At 71.2% G+C, this 16558-nt stretch carries 17 protein-coding genes; 8 read left to right on the top strand and 9 right to left on the bottom strand.

Annotation, left to right across the window (positions count from 1 at the left end):
- The first annotated feature begins 77 nt into the window (after nucleotides 1-77).
- Nucleotides 78-653, top strand: coding sequence for a dihydrofolate reductase family protein (locus AB0G04_RS33960; protein WP_360991331.1), 576 nt, complete (start codon nucleotides 78-80; stop codon nucleotides 651-653).
- On the opposite strand, the gene AB0G04_RS33955 is transcribed toward AB0G04_RS33960, so the two are convergent.
- The 5 genes from AB0G04_RS33955 to AB0G04_RS33935 are packed head-to-tail and all read right to left on the bottom strand — an operon-like array spanning nucleotide 654 to nucleotide 5330.
- Nucleotides 654-1346, bottom strand: a complete 693-nt coding sequence (locus AB0G04_RS33955) for a helix-turn-helix domain-containing protein (RefSeq protein WP_360991329.1) — start codon at nucleotides 1344-1346, stop codon at nucleotides 654-656. It lies immediately after the preceding gene.
- Nucleotides 1347-1391: 45 nt separating this feature from the next.
- On the bottom strand, nucleotides 1392-1832 hold the full coding sequence (locus AB0G04_RS33950) for a hypothetical protein (RefSeq protein WP_360991328.1): 441 nt from the start codon (nucleotides 1830-1832) through the stop codon (nucleotides 1392-1394).
- 29 nt (nucleotides 1833-1861) lie between these two features.
- A complete protein-coding gene (locus tag AB0G04_RS33945; RefSeq protein WP_360991325.1) occupies nucleotides 1862-4108 on the bottom strand; it encodes an ABC transporter permease in 2247 nt (748 codons plus the stop codon).
- Nucleotides 4105-4788, bottom strand: coding sequence for an ABC transporter ATP-binding protein (locus AB0G04_RS33940; protein ID WP_360991322.1), 684 nt, complete (start codon nucleotides 4786-4788; stop codon nucleotides 4105-4107). The genes AB0G04_RS33945 and AB0G04_RS33940 overlap by 4 nt, the downstream gene beginning before the upstream one ends.
- A 20-nt stretch (nucleotides 4789-4808) precedes the next feature.
- The gene (locus AB0G04_RS33935; RefSeq protein ID WP_360991320.1) at nucleotides 4809-5330 is read right to left on the bottom strand and encodes a PadR family transcriptional regulator; all 522 of its coding nucleotides are present in this window, start codon (nucleotides 5328-5330) and stop codon (nucleotides 4809-4811) included.
- Between the two features lie 147 nt (nucleotides 5331-5477).
- Between AB0G04_RS33935 and AB0G04_RS33930 the strand changes: the two genes are divergently transcribed.
- From AB0G04_RS33930 to AB0G04_RS33920, 3 genes are all read left to right on the top strand, one after another.
- The gene (locus AB0G04_RS33930; protein ID WP_360991385.1) at nucleotides 5478-6041 is read left to right on the top strand and encodes an NAD(P)H-dependent oxidoreductase; all 564 of its coding nucleotides are present in this window, start codon (nucleotides 5478-5480) and stop codon (nucleotides 6039-6041) included.
- Nucleotides 6042-6259: 218 nt separating this feature from the next.
- A complete protein-coding gene (locus AB0G04_RS33925; RefSeq protein WP_360991318.1) occupies nucleotides 6260-6784 on the top strand; it encodes a YrhB domain-containing protein in 525 nt (174 codons plus the stop codon).
- Nucleotides 6785-6972: 188 nt separating this feature from the next.
- A complete protein-coding gene (locus AB0G04_RS33920; protein ID WP_360991315.1) occupies nucleotides 6973-7464 on the top strand; it encodes a hypothetical protein in 492 nt (163 codons plus the stop codon).
- Here the strand turns inward: AB0G04_RS33920 and AB0G04_RS33915 are convergent.
- Complete coding sequence (locus tag AB0G04_RS33915; protein WP_360991382.1) at nucleotides 7461-8261, bottom strand: BTAD domain-containing putative transcriptional regulator; 801 nt, start codon at nucleotides 8259-8261, stop codon at nucleotides 7461-7463. The two genes, AB0G04_RS33920 and AB0G04_RS33915, sit on opposite strands and share 4 nt — an antisense overlap.
- 200 nt (nucleotides 8262-8461) lie before the next feature.
- Here AB0G04_RS33915 and AB0G04_RS33910 point away from each other — a divergent pair, with 200 nt between their 5' ends.
- A complete protein-coding gene (locus AB0G04_RS33910) occupies nucleotides 8462-9490 on the top strand; it encodes a hypothetical protein (protein WP_360991312.1) in 1029 nt (342 codons plus the stop codon).
- On the top strand, nucleotides 9487-10470 hold the full coding sequence (locus AB0G04_RS33905) for a HEAT repeat domain-containing protein (protein ID WP_360991309.1): 984 nt from the start codon (nucleotides 9487-9489) through the stop codon (nucleotides 10468-10470). The genes AB0G04_RS33910 and AB0G04_RS33905 overlap by 4 nt, the downstream gene beginning before the upstream one ends.
- A gap of 111 nt (nucleotides 10471-10581) precedes the next feature.
- Here the strand turns inward: AB0G04_RS33905 and AB0G04_RS33900 are convergent, their stop codons facing one another.
- The 3 genes from AB0G04_RS33900 to AB0G04_RS33890 form a co-directional block, all read right to left on the bottom strand.
- Nucleotides 10582-11040: a hypothetical protein gene (locus AB0G04_RS33900; RefSeq protein WP_360991307.1), complete on the bottom strand. Its 459-nt coding sequence runs from the start codon at nucleotides 11038-11040 to the stop codon at nucleotides 10582-10584.
- Between the two features lie 226 nt (nucleotides 11041-11266).
- Nucleotides 11267-11926 carry a response regulator transcription factor gene (locus tag AB0G04_RS33895; protein ID WP_360991305.1) on the bottom strand — a complete coding sequence of 220 codons (660 nt, stop codon included), beginning with the start codon at nucleotides 11924-11926 and terminating at the stop codon, nucleotides 11267-11269.
- Nucleotides 11899-13191 carry a sensor domain-containing protein gene (locus AB0G04_RS33890; RefSeq protein WP_360991302.1) on the bottom strand — a complete coding sequence of 431 codons (1293 nt, stop codon included), beginning with the start codon at nucleotides 13189-13191 and terminating at the stop codon, nucleotides 11899-11901. Before AB0G04_RS33890 ends, AB0G04_RS33895 begins: the two co-directional genes overlap by 28 nt.
- A 133-nt stretch (nucleotides 13192-13324) precedes the next feature.
- Here AB0G04_RS33890 and AB0G04_RS33885 point away from each other — a divergent pair, with 133 nt between their 5' ends.
- Together AB0G04_RS33885 and AB0G04_RS33880 are read left to right on the top strand one after the other, a co-directional pair.
- On the top strand, nucleotides 13325-14062 hold the full coding sequence (locus AB0G04_RS33885; protein ID WP_360991300.1) for an ABC transporter ATP-binding protein: 738 nt from the start codon (nucleotides 13325-13327) through the stop codon (nucleotides 14060-14062).
- On the top strand, nucleotides 14056-16515 hold the full coding sequence (locus tag AB0G04_RS33880; protein ID WP_360991297.1) for an ABC transporter permease: 2460 nt from the start codon (nucleotides 14056-14058) through the stop codon (nucleotides 16513-16515). The genes AB0G04_RS33885 and AB0G04_RS33880 overlap by 7 nt, the downstream gene beginning before the upstream one ends.
- Nucleotides 16516-16558 lie beyond the last annotated feature (43 nt).

Genomic DNA, 16558 nt, shown 5'->3' with positions numbered 1-16558 from the left:
TTCCGTCCAAGACGTCGGGAGCGAGGTGATCTAACGTTTTCACCGGCAGCCTCGCCCCAGTCGGAGGAGAAAGCATCATGCGTGACCTGGTCTACACCGGTTTCATGTCGCTCGACGGCGTCGTGGACTCGCCCGGCGGCCCGCAGGAGGGGCACCGCGGCGGGGGATGGGTGTTCCAGGACCTGGAGTTCGTACCGGAGGCCTGGTCGTTGAAGGGCGAGGAGCTCGCCGACACGACGGCGCTGATGTTCGGCCGCCGCAGCTACGAGGCGTTCGCGCCGTTCTGGCCCGGGTCGGAGGACCACGCGGGCTACAGGGACCTGCCCAAGTACGTGGTGTCGAGCAGCCTGTCCGACGACGCGCTCGTCGACGGGTGGGGGCCGATCACGATCCTGCGCTCCACCGAGGACGTCGCCGTGCTCAAGGAGACCGAGGGCGGCGCGATCTTCATCCACGGCAGCGCCGAACTGGCCCGGCGGCTGTCCGACGCCGGACTGATCGACCGGTACAACCTGCTGGTCTTCCCGGTGCTGCTCGGTGCCGGCAAGAGCCTGTTCGGCCGGGCCGACCGGGACAAGTACATGCTGGCGCTGCGCGAGTCGGAAAGCTACAAGAACGGCATCCTCAAGCTGGTGTACGACGTCAAGCGCTGATCACAGATCGAGGGCGATCGCACCGCCGGCCCCGTCACGCAACTGCCCGGCGGTGCGCCCCACGTAGGAGCGCAGCGCGCGGGCCAGGTGCGGCTCGTCGAAGTAGTCGAGCTTGGCGACGACATCGGCGGCCGGATCCCCGCCGGCCAGCAGTTCCGCCGCCGTCCGGGCCCGCTCGATCTGCCGGACCGCCCCTCGGGTCAGTCCGGTGGCGGCCCGGAACCGGCGCTCGACGGTGCGCCCGGAGACGTCCGGGAGATGTCCTCGCAGCACGTCGGCGACGAGCGGGTCCCGCACCACGATCCCGGCCCGCACGAGACTGCCGACCAGGGCCTCGGCGTCATCGGGACCCGGTGTGGCCCAGCGCGTCCCGTCCAGCCGGAAGGTCCGGCTCGTGGTGCCCGGAAGCTCGACCCCGCCGTCGACCAGCGAAGGTGTGGCGACGATCCGCAGCGACGTCCCCACGGCGAATTCGATACCGGTGAAGGTCGCGCCCTCCGGCACCGGCGCGGTGCTGGTCCGGGTCTCGGGCCCGGTGACAGCCGCATGGGCCCGGCCGCCCTGCTCCCAGAACACCAGTCCCCAGCGCGCCCCCGCGACCGATGTCATCGCGGTGACCTGCTCGCTGGTGCACGTCCAGACGATGTCGACCCACGGCGAATCGGACTCGCGAGTATCGAACCGCAGCCCCACGGGCGAAGGATACGCCGCCACCCGCCGCGGCCGGCGGGCTGAACCTCAGCGGCGGCCGGTGGAGAGCGCAACCAGGAACTGGCCGCCGCCGGTGTCGACGCTCGCGGTCACCGGCAGGCCCGGCACCAGCCGGGAGAAGCGGTCGACGAGCCAGTCGGCCGCCTCCTGCGCGTCGCGCCGGCTCGGGCATCGGGCGACCAGCTCACGGCCTCCCTTGCGTTCGAGCCGTTCGGCGACGGTGATCAGCGGTGCCGGTTCCACCACGTTCAGCCGCTCCGGCCAGGCGATGACGACCTTGACGGCGCCCTTGCGGGTGTTGCAGGCGCGGTGGGCGAGCCGCTCGGTGATCTTGGCTTTCCGGTCCGCGGTGCGGCTGTCGACGCTGGGGCCGCGAGGGTCGTTCACCGACATGTCGGCGTCGACCGGCTCGTCGCACACCCAGCATCGCCAGCCGTCACGGGCACCCACGTCATCAAGGAGACTCACCGCAACAAACTAGCCCATCGGCCGGTGGCTCATTCGTTGCGCAGGTTGCCCGGCCGGGTGAGCCGCCACAGGGCGGGCAGCCCGGCCGCCGTGGTGCCGAGGACCACGAGGGCGGCGATCCCGGAGGTGGTGCCGATGCCGAACCAGTCGACGGTCAGCGGTGCGTCGACGGCCACCATGAGGATCGTGGCGAGGACGGTTCCGACCGTGACAGCCAGGACCATGCCCAGCGCGACCGGAATGGCCACCTGATACAGCACCGACCCGCTCAGGGTCCGGCGGCGGGTCCCGAAGGCGACGAGGACGGCCAGCACCTTCCGGCGTTCCCGCAGCTGCTCGGCGACGTTGACGATCATGCTGGCGCCGATCAGGAACAGCAGTGCCACGGAGCCGGCGAGCAGGGCGTCGCGCATGCCGGCGAGGGCGTCGCGGACGGTGTCGTTCGTGTACGAGTACAGGTAGGCCTGCAGGTCGAGTCCGATGGCGGTGTTGCGCAGATGCTCGATCGCCAGCGAGTCGCCGGGGTCGAGGTCGACATAGAAGTACGTGTTGTCCGGCTTGACCTTCACCCCTTCGATGGCGGCGGGAGTGACCAGCAGCGTCGCACCGGAGGCGGGGACGTCCGACTTGCCGGCGACGGTGCGGGTGGTCGCCGGCGAGGTCCAGGACGCTCCCGGCTCGCCCAGCGAATACGTCGTACCGGCGGTGGCGCCGTCGAGGGCGAACACGTCGCCGTCCCGGCACGTGCCCACTGCGGCGAGCTGCTCCAGCACCCGGCAGGAGCCGATCCGCAGGGTGGCGTCGTCGCCGCTCCGCACGATCGTGAGGGACTGGTGCTCCCGGACACCGGCGGTGGTGTCGAGCGCGGCAGCCCACGTCCGTTCCGGAACGTCCGTCCCGGGAAGGATCTCCACCCCATATCGTACGGACGAAGTGGTCCCCTCCCTGTTGTAGAGCGATTCGATCCCCGTGACGATGCCCTGCATGGCGAGCACCCCGGCGACCGAGACGGCGATACCGGACACCGAGCGGATCGCGGTGCCGCTGTCGAACTGCAGGCGCCGTACCGCGAGCTCCCACGCCGGGCTGCCGCCACCGAGCCGCCGGACCACCGCCTCGACCAGCCACGGCAGCAGCAGCGAGATGCCGACCAGCAGGAACGCCATGCCGGCGACGACCTGGAACTCGTAGTTCGCCGACTCCTCGTCGATGCCCCGGTAGAGCGGCCACAGCAGTACGAGACCGACGACCGGCAGGAGGAGCCGCCACCACAGCCGGCGACGGATCGGGACACTCATCCGGGTCACGCCGAGCGGCTCGACGACGACCCGGCGCATCGCCGACAGGGTCACGAGCACGGCCACGACCGGCACACCGACCACGATCGCGGCCACCAGCAGCGGCACCGGACGCATGTCGGCGAGGTAGAAGCTGAGTCCACCGGTGCCGTACCGGTTGGCCAGCAGGATCTCGCCCACCCACAGCAGCCCGCCGATCAGCAGCCCGAGCACCGCGCCGGCCAGGGTCTCACCGGCGGCTATCCGGCGGGTCATCGCGGCGTCGGCGCCGACCAGGCGCAGGGCCGCGAGCCGCCGGTCGCGCGACTGGCCCCCGAAACGCACGGCGGTCGCCATGAAGACCATCACCGGGATCAGCAGTACGACCATGCCGACCAGGGTGAGCAGGACGAAGATCGGTACGACGTCCCGCTCGGTCGTGCCGTTGCCGAACCCGCTGATCCGGATGTCACCGTCGTCTGCCGAGAGCGTGTCGGTGCCCAGGTAGAAGAACAGCTCGGCCGGGCCGGACAGGCCCTCGTCGCCGATGACACCGATCACCTCGGCGTCCCAACGCTCGCGCAGCAGGGCGTTGCCGGGGTCACGCATCAGCCGGTGCAGCGCGGGGGAGACCACCATCTCGCCCGGCCCCGGGAGCCGTGTCACGCCGGGCGGCAGCGGCGGACGTGAACCCTCCGCCTGCAGCATCTCACCACTGAACGCGTGTTCCCGGTACGTCGTGCCGACGTGGCTGACCAGCAGCGTGTCCTCGCCCTTCGACACCCCCTCCTCGAAGTTGTCGATCGCACGGGCGCCGGTGCGGGCGTTGCTCGCCGACATGGCGGCCGGCACGGTCGCCGCACCGAGCAGCACGGCGACGCCCAGCCCCACCCCGATCGCGATCAGCCCGAGCCGGAACCAGCCGGCCCGGCCGCCGGCCACACTCATCCGTGCGCCCAGTCCCAGCTCGAACAGCCACTTGCCCGGTCCCCGGCTCAACGGGCCAGCTCCTGTTCGCGGACCCGGCCGTCGCGGACCACGGCTTCCCGGTCGGAGTACGCCGCGACGCGCGCCTCGTGCGTGACCAGCACTACAGCGGCGCCGGTCTCCTTGGCGGCCGCGATGAACAGCTTCATCACCAGTTCGCCGTTGAGCGAGTCGAGCGCACCGGTCGGCTCGTCAGCGAAAATCACCTTCGGGCGGCTGACCAGGGCGCGGGCCACCGCGACGCGCTGGCCCTGACCGCCGGACACCTGGCCCGGGCGCTTGCCGGCCACGTCGGGCACCTCCAGCCGTTCCAGCCATGCGGCGGCCTGCCGGTGCGCGTCCTTGCGGCCGGTACCGGCCAGGCGCAGCGGCAGGGCGACGTTCTCCTGACAGGTCAGCTCCGGAACCAGCTGGCCGAACTGGAACACGAAACCGAACTCGCCACGGCGCAGCGCGCTGCGCTCCGGATCGGACATTCTCGCCAGGTCGCGGTCGCCGTACCGGATGCTGCCCGACTCGGGGGTGAGGATGCCGGCGAGGCAGTGCAGCAGGGTCGACTTGCCGGAGCCGGAGGGGCCCATCAGGGCGAGCACCTCACCTCCGTACACATGTAGCGAAGCGCCCTGCAGTGCCTTGGTCTCCCCGAAACTCAGGTGGACGTCGTCGGCGGTGAGCAGCGGTCGTGCAGCCATGGGATTCCTCGGTGTCGTGGTCACGGGCGAACCTGGGCGGCGAGCCGGTCGAGGCGGGCGGCGGTGAGTTCCAGCCAGCGCAGGTCGGCTTCCAGGTGAAACAGGGCGTGGTCGCAGATCAGCTCGTCGGCGAGGTCGCCGTCGTTCTTGCGCCGGGTCAGCACCCGCATCAGCCGCAGGTGCTCGGCGCGCTGGCTGTCGAGTACCTCGGTGGCGTCCCGGCCGGTCATGAGCGCGAGCACGACCTTGGTGTAGAGCGTGCTCTGCAGGTACGGCTCGGGCTGTTCCGGCCGGGAGATCCACTCGGCCACGTCGGTGATGCCGGCGTCGGTGATGGCGTAGCGCTTGCGGTCGGGGCCGTCGCCCGGCTCCGATTCGACCTCGACGAGCCCGTTCTTCAGCAGCCGGGCCATCGTCGAGTAGACCTGGCCGTAATGCAGCGCCCGGTCGCGTCCGAAGGCCTCGTCGTAGGAGCGCTTCAGGTCGTATCCGTGGCGCGGGCCGTTCTCCAGGAGCCCCAGCAGGGCGAAGCTGACTGACATGCGGCCACTATACACACGGTGTATAAACCTGATGCATAGCCAGGTCCGGGGGCTGAGGCGTAAGTGGCCGAAATCCGGGAACGGCTCGTGGCGCAACGAAGAGCTCGTAACGTGCCGCTCATCGTCATCGTCGAACTGGAGCATTCCGTGATTCGCATCGGCATCATCCTCGGCAGCACGCGCCCCAACCGGAACGGCGAGCAGGTCGCCGCCTGGGTGCTCGACCACGCCAAACAGCGCAGCGACGCCGAGTACGAGCTGGTCGACCTGAAGGACTTCCCGCTGCCGCACCTCGACGAGCCGATCCCCCCGTCCATGGGTCAGTACCAGAACGAGCACACCAAGACGTGGGCCGCCAAGATCGCCTCCTTCGACGGCTTCGTCATCGTCACCCCGGAGTACAACCACAGCACCTCCGGCGTGCTCAAGAACGCCATCGACTACCTGTTCGCCGAGTGGAACAACAAGGCCGTCGGCTTCGTCTCGTACGGCTCCGTCGGTGGCGCCCGTGCCGTCGAACACCTGCGCCTGGTCGCCGGCGAACTCAAGATGGCCGACGTCCGCCAGCAGGTCACGCTCGCCCTCAACACCGAGTTCGAGAACTACAGCGTCTTCAAGCCCGGCGACTACCAGATCCCGCAGCTCACCACCCTGCTCGACGAGGTCGTCTCCTGGAGCACGGCCCTCGCCGGCCTGCGCAAACCCGCCTGACGTCACCGCCCGCCGGCCTTACCCCACGCCCGTCTGCCGGGCCGGATCCACGGCCGGCGGGCCGGAAACCTGTTGATCGGCCGGCTGTGCGGGTCGCAGGATGGCGGCGTGGGCGACCTGCGATGGGACGACGTCGAATACTGGGGGCTGCCGTCCGGTTCGTGCGCGGACCGTACCGGATGGTGATGATGTTCTTTGTGATTTCGAGAGAGCGGGCCGTGAAGCTGGTCGAAGCTCAGCTGGCGGTGGAACGGGAGGCGCAGCCGACGCTTCCCGAACTGGTCGTGTTCAAGGTGGAGGAGCACGCCTTCGGCTGGCTGGTCTACTGGCAGTCCGCTGACTACGTCAAGACTTCGGACTTCGGGCGGATGCTGGTCGGGCACGGACCGTACCTCGTCGATCGTGAGGACGGGCGGATCCATCACATCCCCGTGACCACGTTCGTCCCCGGGGCCTGGGAGGAGCTCTACCGGCAGCAGGTCAAGGGGATCAAGCCGCTGGATCCGCTGCTCACCGCCGTTCGTGAGATCCTCGGCCGCGACGGCCGGTTGGCTGCGTTGCACCACCTGCGCAAGCATGCGCCGAGGTTGTCGCTGTACGAGGCGAAGGCGTACGCCGACGCGTTGCGTGCCGGTGGCGAACCCGAGGACGAGCTGGTCGCGCGGGCGGGCCCGGAGCAGGCAGGACGGACGTACTTCGCCATCGAGACGCTGACCGGACCCGCGGAGGAACAGCCGGCCTGAGGCGTCCGGCGACCTCCCGGCAGTGCTTCAGCGTCGGCACGGCTGGTTTCTCATCCACATCGGCGTCAGATGCGGCTGCGGTCCGGTTCGTGCGGGGACCGTACCGGGATGGTGATGTCGAGGGGTTGTCGTGGAGATTGTGTGTGCGGCCTCGCCTTGGGGGAACGGGCGGGCCTAAGTTTTCGATCATGAATACGATCACCCGGATCCGGGTCTGGCTCGCCGTCTTCGTCGTCGGGCTGGTGGTCAGTGGCCTGACCGCTTTTCCGCTGGTCATCGAGACCCGGCTGCTGGCGGAGGTGTTGCATGCGGTGCCCGCGCCGGACGTGCTCGTCGAGTGGATCGATCGGGTGCATGCGGGGCTTGCCGCGACGGGCCGGGACTATCCGTTCATCGCGTACGGCACCGACTGGCTCGCCTTCGCCCATCTGGTGATCGCCGCCGCGTTCTGGGGGCCGTGGCGTGACCCGGTCCGCAACGTCTGGGTGATCGAGTGGGGCATGATCTGCTGCGCCGGGGTGATCCCGCTGGCACTGATCGCCGGTCCGGTCCGCGGGTTGCCATGGGGCTGGCTGCTGCTGGACATGTCGTTCGGCGTGTTCGGCGTCATCCCGCTGCTCGTCATCCGGCGACTGATCCGCCGCCTGCCCGAGACCGGGACTGCGCCGCGGCCGCGCTAACCCATCGCCGACGGGTCAGGCGGGAAGAGGGCATGGCCGGACCACGGGTCGGCCGGCTCGGGATAGTCGGTGTCGGCCTCGACCGGCATGCGGCGGGTCGGGTCGACCGGCATGCGGCGGGTCGGATCAAGCGGAGGCCGCGGCGGAGGTGACGGCGAAGCTGCGGGAACGGGCACGGGTGAAGCCGGAGGCCGGGGTGACGACGAAGGCGGGGGCGACGCCGGCGATGCGGGGGAGGGCGCCGGTGCCGGCGAGACGGGGCGGTCCGCCCGGCTGACGGCCATGGTGTGGTCGGGGACGGCCAGCAGCGACGAGGCGCTGGTGCGTTCCGAGTTGAGGCGTTCGCGGGCGGTCTGGAAGAACGCTCCGGTCAGGCCGGCGAGGGGCTCGTCCTGCCACATGTCGAGCGCGCCGCGTACCTGGATGGTGGCGGTGTGGACGTTGCCGGTCCGGTATTCGTCCTGCGCCTGGGCCAGGGCGGCCCGGAACATGCCGGTGTCGATCGAGTTCTCGTCGACGCGCAGAAGGTAACCGTTGTCGGTGAACGCCAGCAGCGACGGTTCGAGCGCACGGCGCAGGCCCCCGATGCAGCGCTGCACCACGTCGACGCCGTTCTCCGGGGGGTCGCCGTTCCACAGGGCGGCGACGATCTGCTGGATCGGCACCGGCTTGCCGGCGTTGAGGAGCAGGACGGCGAGGACCGCCTGCTGCCGGATCGGGCCCAGATCCACCGCCTCGGCACCCCGGAACGCGCGGACCGGACCGAGAATCCCGAACCGCAGCGCGCCGTCGGACATCGCCACCCCCCAGCTTCCAGCAAATTCCCAGCTGCCACGGTACGTCAGCCGGCAGCAGCATAGTCACGCGGCGCGAGAGGGGCGCGAAGGCGGGATGTCACAGGCAGAGGCCCCGATGAAGGCATGCCCCGGGACGCCGGCGGCGCGGGTACGCACGGTCGCGGGCCACGGACATCGGCGGCCAGCACTATCATCTTGCGGTGATCCGGCTGCTGTACCGACTTCTGACCGACGGGCCGCTGCTGCCCGTGCCCGAGTTCGACGCCGATCAGGCCGTCCTCGACCGGTCGCTTGCCCGCGCCCGGCGCGACGTGCGCAGAGGCGACTGGACCGCGGCGCGAGCCGTGATCGACGAGGCCGGCGACGACTGGGAACTGCGTGGCCGGCGGATCGGCTCGCTCAGCGGCCTGGCCGCCGGCGACCGCGGCTGGCTGGACTCCTGGCTGGCCGCGGCTCCCGAGGATCCGATCGCGGTGCAGATGCTGGCCGCGACCCTGAGCGACCAGGCCGGCCGGGCACGGGGAAGCGCGACGGCCGACAAAACCAGCCCGCAACAGGCCCACGGCTTTCACACCCTGTCCGCGGCGGCCGCCGAGGCCTGCCACCGCGCCATGGAACTGGCCGGTCCGGCCGACCCGAATCCGTGGTCGGAGCGGCTCGGGACGATGTTCACCGGAGTCGGCCCGGAGGAGTTCGACGAGATCTTCGACGAGGGGCGGCGCCGTGACCCGTTCCACTTCGACCTGCATTCGTACGCCGTCACCTGGCGGTGCGAAAAATGGTTTGGCTCGCACGAGTCGATGTTCACGACCGCGCGTGAGGTGGCCGCCGCGGCGCCGGCCGGCGCCAGTGTCGTGCTGCTTCCGCTGTTCGCCCACTACGAGTACGCACTCAGCGGGTTCACCTGGGGCGCCGACAACACGGACAAGGCGCTGGCCGAGTCCCGGCGCTGGTTCCGCGGGCCGGAGGTGCAGCAGGAGATCGACTCGTTGATCGCCAAGTGGCGGGCCGGCACACCGCACCCGGCCACGGCGCAGATGCTCCGCCAATGGGTGGCTCTGTTCTACTCCCTGGCCGGCCGGCGTAAGGAGACCAGGGCGGTCTTCGAGGAGCTGGGCCCGTACGTGATCCCGCACCACGCGTGGGGCTATCTCTACGGCGGCGGCGAATACGGGTACCTCAGGAGCTGGTTCTGGGCCAGCGGCCTGAAGCACCGGAGCCGCCGATGACCGCCGGAACGTACAGCGAACGGGCGCGGGAAGTGCTCGACGAGCAGTGGACCGGGTCGGACCACGACGACAACGGTCTGATCCTCTGGGCCGCCGGGCAAGGGGCGTACGAGGTGATCGAGGCCCGTCTCGGCCGGTGGCTCCCGGACGCGACCGTCCCGGTGACGCGCGAGACCCGGGAGGCCGCGTTGCGGATCGCGCGCGCCGCCGCGACGCCCGCCCACCTGGCCGTCGTGACCTACCTGGAGGAGTCGCTCGGCATCCTGGTCCCGCGGGACGAGTTGCTGGCCCGGGCACTGACCGACCGGGATGCCGAGTCGGTCAACTGGGAGCGGCAGACGTACTCCGTCGCCAATCGGCTCGACACCGCGACGAGCCTGCGATGGGCGGTGGCCCGACTCGCCGACCCGGATCCGGACGTGCGCAGGTTCGCCGCGACGGTGGCCCACTGGATGTCGTTCAACGAACCTCCGGGCGCGGAGGAAGCAATTGCCGCTCTGCGCATCCGCCTGCCGGTCGAGCCGGACGCCGGAGTCCTGGTCGAGCTGATCGGTGCCTTCGCCGAATATCACGGCGGCGGCGAGCTGCCGGAGATCGTGGCCCACGCCGGCCACGCTGACGCACGGGTGCGCCGGATGGTCGCGGCCGAGATGCAGTACGCGTTGCCCGCCGCCGCGGCCACGGAGGTGCTGGCGTTCCTGGGGCGCGACCAGGACGCCGACGTCCGGGCAACCGCGCTCCGGGTGATCCGCGACCACCTGTTCGACCATCCGGTGACCAGGGAGCTCATCGCCGCGGGCAGGGAGGATCCCGATCATCGGGTACGCCTGGAGGCGCTCGCCGGTCTGGCCCGGTCCGGTGACGCCGAGGCGTGCGCGGAGCTGCGACGCCTCGGCGACGAGGCGGGTGAGGGCAGTCCCGTCGCATCGATGGCCGACGCCGCCCAGGCCTGGCTGCGCAAAGCCCGCGAATGTAGGTGACGCCTCGGCGCACCGCCGGCCTCACTCGGCGCGGTCGCCGCACCGCCGGCCTCACTCGGCGAGGTCGCCGCACCGCCGGCCTCACTCGGCGAGGTCGGCGTACCGCCGCCCTCACTCGCCGAGCAGGTTCTCCAGCCGATCCAGGCCGCCCCTGATCAGCCGCCCGTAGTCGTCGTCGCCGAGCGAGCCGATCCCCGCCCTCGCCTGCCGGAGGTGTTCGCGGGCATGATCGAGTTCGCCGAGCCTGCGGTAGCACTCACTCACGCTGAGATACAGCGACGGATACAGCCCGGCCACCGGCAGGGGAACCCCCGCGCCCGCCACCCGATCCTCGGTGAGCCGGTCGGCCGCGGCCAGCGCCCGTAGATGCCACTCCAGTTCCTCGCGGACGTTGTCCTGCACATAGGCCATCGAGTGCGCGAGGACGCAGACGTGCAGCGGATCGCCCCGCTCGCCGCCGATCTCGTCCCACACCCGCGCGAACAGCAGACGGGCCGCGTCCCGGTCGCCCCGCTGATGGTGCAGTTCCACCCCGTGGCCGATCCGGGCCATGATCTCGTCAGCGTCCATCAAACCTCCCGGGCGGTGGGCATTCGTCGGGCTTCGCGGTTGGCCGGTGTCTGTCGGCTGTCCAGGCGGTGGGCATTTATCGGGCTTCGCGGTCTGCCGGTGCCCGTCGGTTTTCCAGGCGGTGGGGCATTCGTCGCTTCGGTCGGCCGGTGTCCGTCGGGCATTCGGGTGGTGGATTCGTCGGGCCTCGCCGTCCGGCGCTGTCCGTCCTGCCTGTGGGCCGAGCTCAGGACCGCAGGAAGGTCAGGACGGCAAGCACCCGGCGGTGGTCCTCCTCCGCCGGTGGCAGCCCGAGCTTGTTCAGGATGCTTCGGATGTGCTTGGCCACCGAGGCCTCCGCCACGTTCAGGGCGGCCGCGATGGCCAGGTTCGACCGGCCCTCGGCGACGAGAGCGAGCACCTCGCGTTCCCGGGCGGTCAGCGATGCTAGCGGGTCGCGGTGCCGGCGCAGCATCTGCCGCACCACCTCGGGGTCGACCACCGTGCCGCCCTCGGCGACCCGCCGTAGGGCGTCGACGAACTCGTTGACGTGACCGATGCGGTCCTTGAGCAGATAGCCGACATGGGTGCCGTCACCGGCGTTGAGCAGGTCAGTCGCATACCGGGTCTCCACATACTGGCTGAGGACCAGGATCGGCAGCCGTGGATGCTGCCGGCGGAGCTCCAGAGCCGCACGAAGCCCTTCGTCCTTGAAACCCGGCGGCATCCGCACATCGGTCACCACCACATCCGGCCGGTGGGCGGTGACGGCCTCCTGAAGGCCATTGCTGTCGGACACCGCGGCGACCACCTCATGACCGAACCGGCCCAGCAGGCCCACGAGACCGTCGCGCAGCAGCACACTGTCCTCGGCGAGCACTATGCGGAATCCGGGAGCGCCTGACACGGGATCTCCACAACTAGGCGGGTCGGCCCGCCGGCCGGGCTGGACAGCGACAGTGTGCCACCGACCACGGACACCCGGTCGGCGAGCCCGATCAGGCCGGTGCCGTCCCGGATGTCGGCGCCACCGCGACCGTTGTCGCAGATCGCGACCCTGAGCGTGCCGCCGGAGTAGCCACCGGTGATCTCACCCCGGTCGGCACCGGAGTGCTTGGCCATGTTGGCCAGGGCCTCGGACACCACGAAGTAGACCGCGGACTCCACCGCGCGGGGGAACCGCTCGGTCACGGCGAAGGCGACGGCGACCCGCACCGCGGACCGGGTGGCCAGGTCACTGACCGCCGCCTCCAGCCCGAAGTCGGTCAGCAACGGCGGATGGATACCGCGAATCAGCTCCCGCAGCTCCACCAGCGCCTCTCCGGCCTCGTCGTGCGCCCGCGACAACCGGTCGGCGAGTGGACCCGCCGGCGCGTCCAGCCGGGCCAGACCGAGCATCATGGTGAGAGCCACGATGCGTTGCTGCGCCCCGTCGTGCAGGTCTCGCTCGATGCGGCTGCGCTCGGCCTCGAAGGCGTCGACCAGCCGCATCCGGGACCGGACCAGCTCGACCACCTGATGATCCACCCGGTGGTCCGCCGGTGGGCTGAGGATCGCGCGGGCCAGCGCCGCGCGGGCCGCGGCGAGCGCGCCGACACCGTAGGCGCAGGCCGCCAGGGCGACCAGCCCGGCCGCACACGACAGCAGTGCCTGCTGCCAGGAGGTGACCGGGTACGCCTTCAACACGTTCACCTGCTCCGTATCGCCGAGCGTGGCGAACAGCACGGGTGTGGCGAGCAGCGCAGCGGGCACGGTCACCGCCAGCGTCACGGCGAACAGATCGATCGGCCAGAGCACCGTCATCAGCAGCGTGGCATAGCCGAGTGAACGCCAGGTACCCGATTCGGTGTAGCGGGTCCGCAGCCAGGTGACCAGGCCGGGACCGGACGGCACGCGATGGGGGTGCCGCATCGGACGGCTGTCGATCAGCCGTCGGCACCACCGCTCGATCGCGGCGGTGGGTATCCCGATCAGCGCGAGGCCGGCGAGCAGCGGAAGACCCACCACGACCACCGCCAGGACGCCTCCCACCGCGAACAACAGCAGTGTGGTGACCAGCGTCAGCACGCCGGTGAGGCCGCCCGCCAGCAGGTAGAGCGCAGCGCGCAGCGGCCACCAGGACCGGAGATATCCGGTCCTGAACAGGGCTTGGACGACATCGATCGCTTGCACCCGGATCACGCTAAACGGCTGGCCGGGCCGTTACCACCCAGCTGGAGCTACCTCGGAAGGTAGTCCAGGCACTACCGGAAAGAGTCCATCAGGAGGGGCTGTGATCGGAACCGGCGTGCGAAACGGTGGTGGCATGACCCGTGACGCGATTCGGCTGCGACGTGTCGTGCGGACCTTCGGGGCCGGCGACGCAACGGTGACCGCCCTGCACGACCTGTCCCTGTCCTTCGCCGCGGGCACCTTCACTGCCGTCATGGGCCCGTCCGGATCCGGCAAGTCGACGCTGCTGCAGTGTGCGGCCGGCCTCGACCGGCCGACCTCCGGTTCGGTGCTGCTCGGCGACACCGACCTGACGTCGCTCAGCGAGACCCGGCTGACCCGGCTGCGGCGCGACCGGATCGGCTTCGTGTTCCAGGCGTTCAACCTGCTGCCCACTCTGAGCGCCGAACAGAACGTGGCGCTGCCGCTGCGGCTGGCCGGTCGCCGCCCGGCCCGTGCCGAGGTGCGCGACACGCTGGCCCGCGTCGGCCTCTCGGACCGGGCTCACCACCGCCCGCACGAGATGTCCGGCGGTCAGCAGCAGCGCGTCGCGATCGCCCGCGCGCTGATCACCCGTCCCGAGGTGCTCTTCGGCGACGAGCCGACCGGCGCGCTCGACTCCATGGCCGGCCGGCAGGTGCTGCGGCTGCTCCGCGGCATGGTCGATGACGACGGTCAGACGATCGTCATGGTCACCCACGACCCGGTGGCCGCATCCTGGGCCGACCGTGTGGTCTTCCTGACCGACGGCCGGGTCGACGGAGAGCTGGACGATCCGTCGGCCGAGGCCGTCGTGGCCCGGATGACCCGGCTGGAGGACGCTCCGTGCTGACCGTGACGCTGAGCAGCCTGCGGGCCCGGTGGGCGAGCCTGGCCGGCGCCTTCCTGGCCCTGGGGCTGGGCGTGGGCCTGATCGCCATGATGGGCCTGGGGCTGGCGGCCACCCTGGACGCGCCCGGGCAGCAGCCGGAGCGCCTCGCCGGCGCACCCGTCGTGGTGCGCGGCGCGGACGAGTTGCGGGTGCCGACCCCGGCCGGTGACCGCCTCCACTTGCTGGCCCGTCCGCGAGCGGTGCCGTCCGCCGTCGCCACCGCACTCACCAAGCTTGGCCCGACCGTCGCCGACCGGTCCTTCCCGGTGGCCGCCGGAGCCCTCGGCGACGGACTGACCGGGCATCCATGGTCCGTGGCGGGCTTCGGCGGCCACCGTCTCGCCACCGGTCACCCGCCGCGTGGGCCGGCCGAGATCGCGCTCGCCGCGGGTCCCGAGCAGATCGGCCGGACCGTGGAGATCCGCACCCCGGCCGGGTCCGGGCGTTACACCGTGGCCGGGACACTCATGCCGGTCGCCTATGAACGCGCGGTCTTCTTCACCGACGGCACCGCCGCACGACTCTCGCCCGCGATAGACAACGTCGTCGTACGGGCCGCACCGGACGCCGTACGCGCGGCGGTCCGCGGTACCGACGTCCAGGTACTGACCGGCGACGATCGCCGCCGGGCCGATCCCGACCCGGATCGCGACCGGGACGCTTTGATCACGATGAACGCTCTGCTCGGCACCGCGGGAGGGATCACCGCGTTCGTCTCGGTGTTCGTCGTCGGTTCCACCTTCGCCTTCGCGGTCGCTCAGCGGCGGCGCGAGATCGGCCTGCTGCGCACCGCCGGGGCGACACCCGGGCAGGTCCGCGGCGCGATGTTCGCGGAGGCCGTCGTGGTGGGCGTGCTCGCCTCGGCCGCGGGGTGCGTGCTCGGCGCCCGTGCAGCGCCGTGGCTGATCCGGCTGCTGGTCAGCGAGCGGCTGGCGCCCCCGTGGTTCGCCGTCGGTGAGCATCGCTGGCCGTACCACGTGGCGTTCTGGACGGGACTGACCGTCGCGCTGGCCGGCGTCCTGGTCGCCACGGTCCGAGCCGGACGGATCCGTCCGGTGGAGGCGCTGCGCGAGGCCGCAGCCGACACCACCGACATGACCCCCGGCCGATGGATCTGCGGTGCCCTGCTGCTCGCGACCGGCCTCGGCCTGCTGACCTGGCGGCTGCTGAACGATCCCGGCGAGGCGTTGCACCGCAAGACCTACACCACCCAGCCAATGCTGCTCATCACCGCTGTCGCACTGCTGGCGCCGGTCCTGGCCGGCCCGATCGCCCGGTTGATCGGCTGGCTGCCGGCGCGGCTACCGGGTGCCACCGGCATGCTGGTGCGGGAGAACGCGGGCGCGCAGATCCGGCGTACCGCTGCGGTCGCGGCACCGGTCCTGGTGACCGTCGCGCTCGCCGGATCCCTGCTCGGTGCCACGGCGACGATCAACCAGGCCAAGGCGACCGAGCTCGGTACGCGGACCGCCGCCCACCTGATCGTGCAGGCCCCCGCCGCCGGTCTCGCTCTGGACCCTCGCTCGGTGGACGCGGTCCGGGCCGTCCCCGGCACGGCGGTGATGGCGAGCTCCACCACGGCGGTGTACACCCTCGAGGACGGTGTCGCCCTGACCCGGTCGGAAGCCCACGCTGTGGACTCCGGCGCCCTGCCCGCGGTCCGCCGGCTGCCGGTCAAGGCCGGCGACCTCGAGGACCTCGACGACGACGGCATCGTGGTCAACGAGGAGTGGGCCGAGCACACCGTCGGCGAACACGTCGAGGTGTGGCTCGGCGACGGGACGCGGCGCGCGCTGCGGATCGTGGCCGTGCTGGCCACCGGTACCGGCAGCAACGGCGTCTACGTGACGGCGCGTAACGCCGGTGGCGCCCGGGCCGACCGTCTCGAGGTCGCATGGCGGTCCGGCACCGACCCCGTCGCCGCCGAGGCGGCCGTCCGTGCTGCGCTCAAGTCCTCGGGAGCCGAGGTGCGGACGCGTGAGCGTTGGCTCGCCGAACAGCTGCCGGCCCCCAACCGGCAGACCCGCGTCGGCTACCTCGTCGTGCTGGGCATCGCGCTCGTCTACACCGGCATCGCCGTCGCCGTCGCGATGGTCATGGCGACTTCGGACCGTGGCCGGGAAGTCGCGGTGCTCCGGCTGGCCGGGGCGATTGGACGGCAGGTGCTCCTCCTGGCCGCGGCCGAGGCGCTGACGGTCGTCGCGGTCGGAACGGTCCTGGGCATGCTCGTCGCCGGGTTGAACCTGGCCGGCATCTGGGCCGCGCTGGCGTCACTGTCGGTCTGGGCGCCGGTCGTCGTGCCGTGGACGGCCCTTGCGATCATGCCGATGGCGTGCGCGGCCGTCGCGCTCGTGGCGGCGCTGGCCCCGACTATCGGGACACTTCGCAGCCGGGCGCTGGACAACACCCGCTGACCCGCCGGAAGCCGTGCCCTAGTCGGATCGGTGCCGGGCGGCA

The organism is Actinoplanes sp. NPDC023801 (assembly GCF_040639655.1).
Taxonomy (GTDB): domain Bacteria; phylum Actinomycetota; class Actinomycetes; order Mycobacteriales; family Micromonosporaceae; genus Actinoplanes.
This window is presented reverse-complemented; position numbering and strand designations above follow the sequence as displayed.

Coding starts and splice junctions, on each gene's coding strand:
- AB0G04_RS33960 (WP_360991331.1), top strand. CDS start 78: ATGCGTGACCTGGTCTACACCGGTTTCATGTCGCTCGACGGCGTCGTG.
- AB0G04_RS33940 (WP_360991322.1), bottom strand. CDS start 4,788: ATGGCTGCACGACCGCTGCTCACCGCCGACGACGTCCACCTGAGTTTC.
- AB0G04_RS33935 (WP_360991320.1), bottom strand. CDS start 5,330: ATGTCAGTCAGCTTCGCCCTGCTGGGGCTCCTGGAGAACGGCCCGCGC.
- AB0G04_RS33920 (WP_360991315.1), top strand. CDS start 6,973: ATGAATACGATCACCCGGATCCGGGTCTGGCTCGCCGTCTTCGTCGTC.
- AB0G04_RS33915 (WP_360991382.1), bottom strand. CDS start 8,261: ATGTCCGACGGCGCGCTGCGGTTCGGGATTCTCGGTCCGGTCCGCGCG.
- AB0G04_RS33905 (WP_360991309.1), top strand. CDS start 9,487: ATGACCGCCGGAACGTACAGCGAACGGGCGCGGGAAGTGCTCGACGAG.
- AB0G04_RS33900 (WP_360991307.1), bottom strand. CDS start 11,040: ATGGACGCTGACGAGATCATGGCCCGGATCGGCCACGGGGTGGAACTG.
- AB0G04_RS33885 (WP_360991300.1), top strand. CDS start 13,325: ATGACCCGTGACGCGATTCGGCTGCGACGTGTCGTGCGGACCTTCGGG.